Here is a 5,708-nt window from a genome sequence, read left to right as displayed (position 1 = left end):
AGATGTTTATAAGAGACAGAGCCCGACCTGAGCGTCTTCGAGACCGTCGAGTCCGAGGTGCGCAGCTACTGCCGCGGCTGGCCCACCGTCTTCGACCGTGCGGTGGGCAGCCGCATGTACGACGAGGACGGCCATGAGTACCTCGACTTCTTCGCCGGAGCCGGGTCACTGAACTACGGGCACAACAACCCGGTCCTGAAACGCGCGCTGATCGACTACCTGGAGCGTGACGGCGTCACGCACGGGCTCGACATGTCGACCACCGCCAAGCGCACGTTCCTGGAGGCCTTCCAGAACCTGCTGCTGCGCCCGCGCGACCTGCCGTACAAGGTCATGTTCCCTGGCCCGACCGGCACCAACGCCGTGGAGGCCGCGCTGAAGCTGGCGCGGAAGGTCAAGGGGCGCGAGTCGATCGTGTCCTTCACCAACGCCTTCCACGGCATGTCGCTGGGCTCGCTGGCCGTGACCGGCAACGCCTTCAAGCGGGCGGGCGCCGGTATCCCGCTGGTGCACGGCACCCCGATGCCGTTCGACAACTACTTCGACGGCACCGTCGAGGACTTCCTGTGGTTCGAGCGGCTGCTGGAGGACCAGGGCTCCGGCCTGAACAAGCCGGCCGCCGTGATCGTCGAGACCGTGCAGGGCGAGGGCGGCATCAACGTGGCCCGGCCCGAGTGGCTGCGCGCCCTGTCGGAGCTGTGCGAGCGGCAGGACATGCTGCTGATCGTCGACGACATCCAGATGGGCTGCGGCCGTACCGGCGCGTTCTTCTCCTTCGAGGAGGCGGGCATCACACCGGACATCGTCACCGTCTCCAAGTCGATCAGCGGCTACGGCATGCCCATGGCGCTGTGCCTGTTCAAGCCCGAGCTCGATATCTGGGAGCCCGGCGAGCACAACGGCACCTTCCGCGGCAACAACCCCGCGTTCGTCACGGCCACCGCGACTCTGGAGACGTACTGGGCCGACGGTTCCGCCATGGAGAAGCAGACCCGCAAGCGCGGCGAGCAGGTCGAACAGGCCATGATCTCCATCACCGAGGAGAACCTGGCCGACGTCAAGGAGTACCGGGGCCGCGGCCTGGTGTGGGGCATCGAGTTCCACGACAAGGCCCGCGCCGGCAAGGTCGCCAAGCGCGCCTTCGAGCTCGGACTGCTCATCGAGACGTCCGGCCCGGAGAGCGAGGTCGTGAAGCTGCTCCCGGCGCTCACCATCACGCCCGAGGAGCTGGACGAGGGCCTCAGCATGCTGGCCCGCGCCGTCCGAGAGACCGCCTGACCAACCGAGCACCACTCATCTAGGAGGCATCGCAGCACCGTGATTGTCCGTTCGTTCAAGGAGATCGAAGGTACCGACCGGCACGTGAAGGCGGCGTCCGGTACGTGGGAGAGCAAACGCATCGTCCTCGCCAAGGAGAAGGTGGGTTTCTCCCTGCACGAGACGATCCTGTACGCGGGTACGGAGACGTCGATGTGGTACGCGAACCACATCGAGGCCGTCGTCTGCGTGGAGGGCGAGGCCGAGCTGACCGACCACGAGACCGGGCTGAAGCACACCATCACGCCCGGCACCATGTACCTCCTGGACGGGCACGAGAGGCACACGCTGCGGGTCAAGCAGGACTTCCGCTGCCTCTGCGTGTTCAACCCGCCCGTGACCGGACGGGAGGACCACGACGAGAACGGCGTATACCCGCTGCTCACCGAGGAGGTGTGACGTTTCCATGACCGCCACTACCGACACCACCACCGGTATCCCGGACCTCTATCCCAGTCGCGGTCCCGCCGAGGCGCTGATCCCGCGCCAGGACCCGGTCGTCTGGGGCGCACCCGACGCCCCGGGCCCGGTCGACCCGGCCGACCTGCTGTCCTTCGAGCGCGACGGCTTCCTGGCCATCGACGAGCTGATCACCGAGGACGAGGTCACCGTCTACCGGAACGAACTGAACCGGCTGGTGAACGACCCGGACATCCGTGCCGACGAGCGGTCGATCGTCGAGCCGCAGTCCAAGGAGATCCGCACGGTCTTCGAGGTGCACAAGATCAGCGAGGTGTTCGCCCGGCTGGTCCGCGACGAGCGGGTCGCCGGACGGGCGCGGCAGATCCTCGGCTCGGACGTGTACGTCCACCAGTCGCGGATCAACGTCAAGCCGGGGTTCGGGGCCAGTGGTTTCTACTGGCACTCGGACTTCGAGACGTGGCACGCCGAGGACGGCCTGCCGCGCATGCGCACGGTGTCGGTCTCGATCGCGCTCACCGAGAACTACGACACCAACGGCGGGCTCATGATCATGCCGGGGTCGCACAAGACGTTCCTCGGGTGCGCGGGGGAAACCCCGAAGGACAACTACAAGAAGTCGCTGCAGATGCAGGACGCGGGCACGCCGTCCGACGAGGCGCTGACCCAGCTGGCCGCGCGGCACGGCATCAAGCTGTTCACGGGCAAGGCCGGTTCGGCGACGTGGTTCGACTGCAACGCCATGCACGGTTCCGGCGACAACATCACGCCGTTCCCGCGCAGCAACGTGTTCATCGTGTTCAACAGCGTGGAGAACACGGCGGTGGAACCGTTCGCGGCGCCGGTCCGGCGGCCGGAGTTCATTGGGGCGCGGGACTTCACGCCGGTGCGGTGACCGCCGGTCAGCGGTGAGACGACCGTGTGACAGAGCTGCCGGGTGGGGCCTCCTCGTGTGGGACGGGAGGCCCCACCCGGTTCTGTCATGCCGCCAGGACCTCCAGCAGCCGGTCCACGTCCGCGGGCGTGTTGTAGAGGTGGAACGCGGCCCGCAGGTTCCCGGCCCGGTTCGAGACCTCGATGCCCACCCGGCTCAGGTCGCCCTGCCGGTGACCGAGCCCCGGCACCGACACGATCGCCGAACCCGGTGCGGGCACCGGCTCCTGGCCCAGCCCGGCGAGCCCGGCGCGGAAGCGGTCCGCGAGGCCGACGTCGTGGGCGTGCACGACGTCGACGCCGATCTCCTCCAGCAGCTCCAGTGAGGCGCGCAGACCGGCGTAGGTGAAGAGGGCTGGGCTGACGTCGAACCGCCGTGCGGAATGGGCGAGTTCCGCCACGGGGCCGTAGCAGCTGTCCCAGGGGACCTCACCGGCGACCCAGCCGGCGAGCAGCGGTGTGAGCCCTCCGAAGTCCTGCGGGGCGACGAAGAACGAGGCGCCGTGCGGGCCCATGAGCCACTTGAATCCGACGGCGGCGAGGAAGTCGTCGGCGTCGGCGTCCATCGGCAGCCAGCCGGCCGACTGGGAGGCGTCGACGTAGGTGCGGGCGCCGTGCGCCCGGGCCGCCTCGCGCAGCGCGGGCAGGTCGGCGAGGCGGCCGTCGGCGGACTGGGCGGCGCTGACCGCGACGAGCGCGGTACCGGGGCGGACCGACTCGGCGAGCCGCTCCAGGGGCACGGCCCGCACCTTGAGGTCGCCGCGCACATGGAACGGGTTCACCAGCGAGGCGAAGTCGCCCTCCGCCGTGAGGACTTCGGCCCCGGCGGGCAGTGAGGCCGCGATCAGCGCGCCGTACTCGGCGACCGAGGCCCCGGTCGCGACACGCTCGGCCGGTACACCGGCCAGCCGGGCGAAGGACGCGCGGGCGGCCTCCACGTCCTCGTAGAGGGGACCCAGGGGCGTGCCCTCGGCCCGCATCCGCACCGCCTGCTGCACGGCGCTGACGGTACGGGCGGGCAGCAGCCCGTTGCTCGCGGTGTTGAGGTAGGTGTGCTTCGGGGTGAACTCGGCACGGACGAGGTTCTCGAAGGTCTCCATGGGACCACTCTGCGTCCCCGGGATGTCCCCGTCCATCGCCGATTTCTGCGAGATGCCCCTAAGGACCGCTTATGAATGCGCTCCGACCTGGGGGTTTCAGTGCTGGGGCACGGCGCAGCCGTCCGGGCCGCAGGCGTCCGCGCCCTCGCCGCCGTCCACGATCTCCAGGGGCGGGCGCTCGCCGTACGCCTGGGAAAGGGCCTGGGCGAAGACCTCGGCGGGCTGGGCGCCTGAGACGCCGTACGTGCGGTCGAGCACGAAGAACGGCACACCGCTCGCGCCGAGCTGCGCGGCCTCCCGCTCGTCGGCACGTACGTCGTCGGCGTACGCCTCCGCGTCGGCGAGCACCGCACGGACGGCCGCCGCCTCCAGTCCGGCGGCGACGGCGAGTTCCACGAGCCGCTCGTCGCCGTCGAAGAGGGAGCGCTCCTCGGCGAAGTTGGCCCGGTACAGCAGGTCGAGGAGCTGCTCCTGGCGGCCCTGCTCCTTGGCGAAGTGCAGCAGGCGGTGCATGTCGAAGGTGCTGCCGTGGTCGCGGCCCCGGGTGCGGTAGTCGAGGCCCTCGGCGGCGGCCTGGGCGCCCAGGTTGTCCTCCCCGGCCTCGGCCTGCGCGGCACTCATCCCGTACTTCTTGGTGAGCATCGCGATCACGGGCTGGACGTCGTCCTTGGCGCGGCCAGGGTCCAGCTCGAAGGAGCGGTGCACCACCTCGACCTCGTCGCGGTACGGGAAGTCCCGCAGCGCCTTCTCGAAGCGGGCCTTGCCCACGTAGCACCAGGGGCAGGCGATGTCGCTCCAGATCTCGACGCGCATGTCTCGGCTCTCTCCAGGTCGTACGGGTACGGAGACTCCCTCCGCAAGGTGTATGAACGTTCAAGCAGAGCGCTTCATTCCCCGGGCACGGCGAACCGCATCCGCAGATGGTGCTCTCCCGGCCCGGCCGGTTCCGCAACCCAGCCCTGCCGCCGGTAGAAGCCCTGCGCCCGCTGGTTGTCCACGTGCACGTCGAGCACGGCCGTACGCCTGCCGTCGGCCTGCCACTCCTCCACACAGGCCGCGTGCAGCGCGCTGCCGACTCCCTGGCGCCAGTGGCCGGGGTCGACGTGGAACTGGAACAGCGTCACCGTGTCCGCCGGGGCGTCCTCGGGGACGCGGAAGGAGGCCAGGGCGACGATGCGGCCCGCCTCCACGGCGCACAGCACCCGGCCGTCCGGGCGAGTGAGGGCGCCGTGCCAGACGGCGGACCAGTCGGTGCCGTCCTGGGGCAGCCCGTCGGGGTAGTACGTGGCCCGGGCCCGCGTGTGCAGTGCGACGACGTCCGCCACCTCCGCGGGCAGGACGGTGCGGATCACACGGTCGGGGATCACTCGCTCATTGATCATGCAACGGAAGACGGGACGGGCCGGGAGGCGGTTCCCGGCCGGGCCTCAGCCGCCGTCGCGCAGATCGTCCGGCCAGGCCGGCCTGAACTCGATGTGGTCGTACGTCACCACACAGCCCTCCCCCATCGGGGACTGGGTCATGAAGCCCACCAGGGCCGCGCCGGTCTCCTTCTCGTCGCCGAGGGTGAACAGGCGGACGAACGTCCAGCGTTCGCCGTCGCGGGAGGCGTGGAAGGCGAAGGCGCGGCCGGTGCGGCTCACCCGCAGCCAGACGGAACTGCCGTCCACCGTGAAGGAGTTGGCGTCGTCGGAGTGACCCCGGGTCACTACCGTGCAGACGGTGGGGACGTCCGGGGAGTACTCCAGGCAGAGCTTGGCCCAGGCCCGCTCCCCCACGTGGACGTAGAGCACCCCGGCATCGAAGGCCGCGCCGAACCCGACGGTGACCTTGGCGATCAGCTGGAAGTCGCCTTCGGGCGCCCCGAGCAGCCGGGGCGCGTCGGAAGCCGGGTCCAGCCCCTCCCCGGTGGGCGGCACGAACCGGTCCTGCCGCGGC

General features: G+C 70.0%; 7 protein-coding genes. 3 read left to right on the top strand and 4 right to left on the bottom strand.

Annotation, left to right across the window (positions count from 1 at the left end; translation table 11 throughout):
• Positions 1-27: 27 nt before the first annotated feature.
• The 3 genes from ectB to thpD are packed head-to-tail and all read left to right on the top strand — an operon-like array spanning position 28 to position 2,632.
• Complete coding sequence (gene ectB / locus C1J00_RS36840) at positions 28-1,278, top strand: diaminobutyrate--2-oxoglutarate transaminase (protein ID WP_102913275.1); 1,251 nt, start codon at positions 28-30, stop codon at positions 1,276-1,278.
• A gap of 39 nt (positions 1,279-1,317) precedes the next feature.
• Positions 1,318-1,716, top strand: coding sequence for an ectoine synthase (locus tag C1J00_RS36835; RefSeq protein WP_102913274.1), 399 nt, complete (start codon positions 1,318-1,320; stop codon positions 1,714-1,716).
• Between the two features lie 7 nt (positions 1,717-1,723).
• The gene (gene thpD, locus C1J00_RS36830; protein WP_102913273.1) at positions 1,724-2,632 is read left to right on the top strand and encodes an ectoine hydroxylase; all 909 of its coding nucleotides are present in this window, start codon (positions 1,724-1,726) and stop codon (positions 2,630-2,632) included.
• Between the two features lie 85 nt (positions 2,633-2,717).
• Here thpD and C1J00_RS36825 read toward each other — a convergent pair whose 3' ends face one another.
• From C1J00_RS36825 to C1J00_RS36810, 4 genes are all read right to left on the bottom strand, one after another.
• Positions 2,718-3,770: an aminotransferase class V-fold PLP-dependent enzyme gene (locus C1J00_RS36825; RefSeq protein ID WP_102913272.1), complete on the bottom strand. Its 1,053-nt coding sequence runs from the start codon at positions 3,768-3,770 to the stop codon at positions 2,718-2,720.
• Between the two features lie 96 nt (positions 3,771-3,866).
• Positions 3,867-4,583, bottom strand: a complete 717-nt coding sequence (locus tag C1J00_RS36820) for a DsbA family oxidoreductase (protein WP_102913271.1) — start codon at positions 4,581-4,583, stop codon at positions 3,867-3,869.
• A 74-nt stretch (positions 4,584-4,657) separates the two neighbouring features.
• Positions 4,658-5,152: a GNAT family N-acetyltransferase gene (locus C1J00_RS36815; protein WP_180989836.1), complete on the bottom strand. Its 495-nt coding sequence runs from the start codon at positions 5,150-5,152 to the stop codon at positions 4,658-4,660.
• Between the two features lie 45 nt (positions 5,153-5,197).
• The coding region (locus tag C1J00_RS36810; RefSeq protein WP_102913270.1) for a DUF1349 domain-containing protein at positions 5,198-5,708 on the bottom strand (511 nt) is incomplete at its 5' end.

The sequence above is a fragment of the Streptomyces cahuitamycinicus genome (assembly GCF_002891435.1).
Taxonomy (GTDB): Bacteria; Actinomycetota; Actinomycetes; order Streptomycetales; family Streptomycetaceae; genus Streptomyces; species Streptomyces cahuitamycinicus.
Note: the sequence above shows the minus strand (reverse complement) of the source record. Positions and strands in the feature narration are given on the sequence as shown.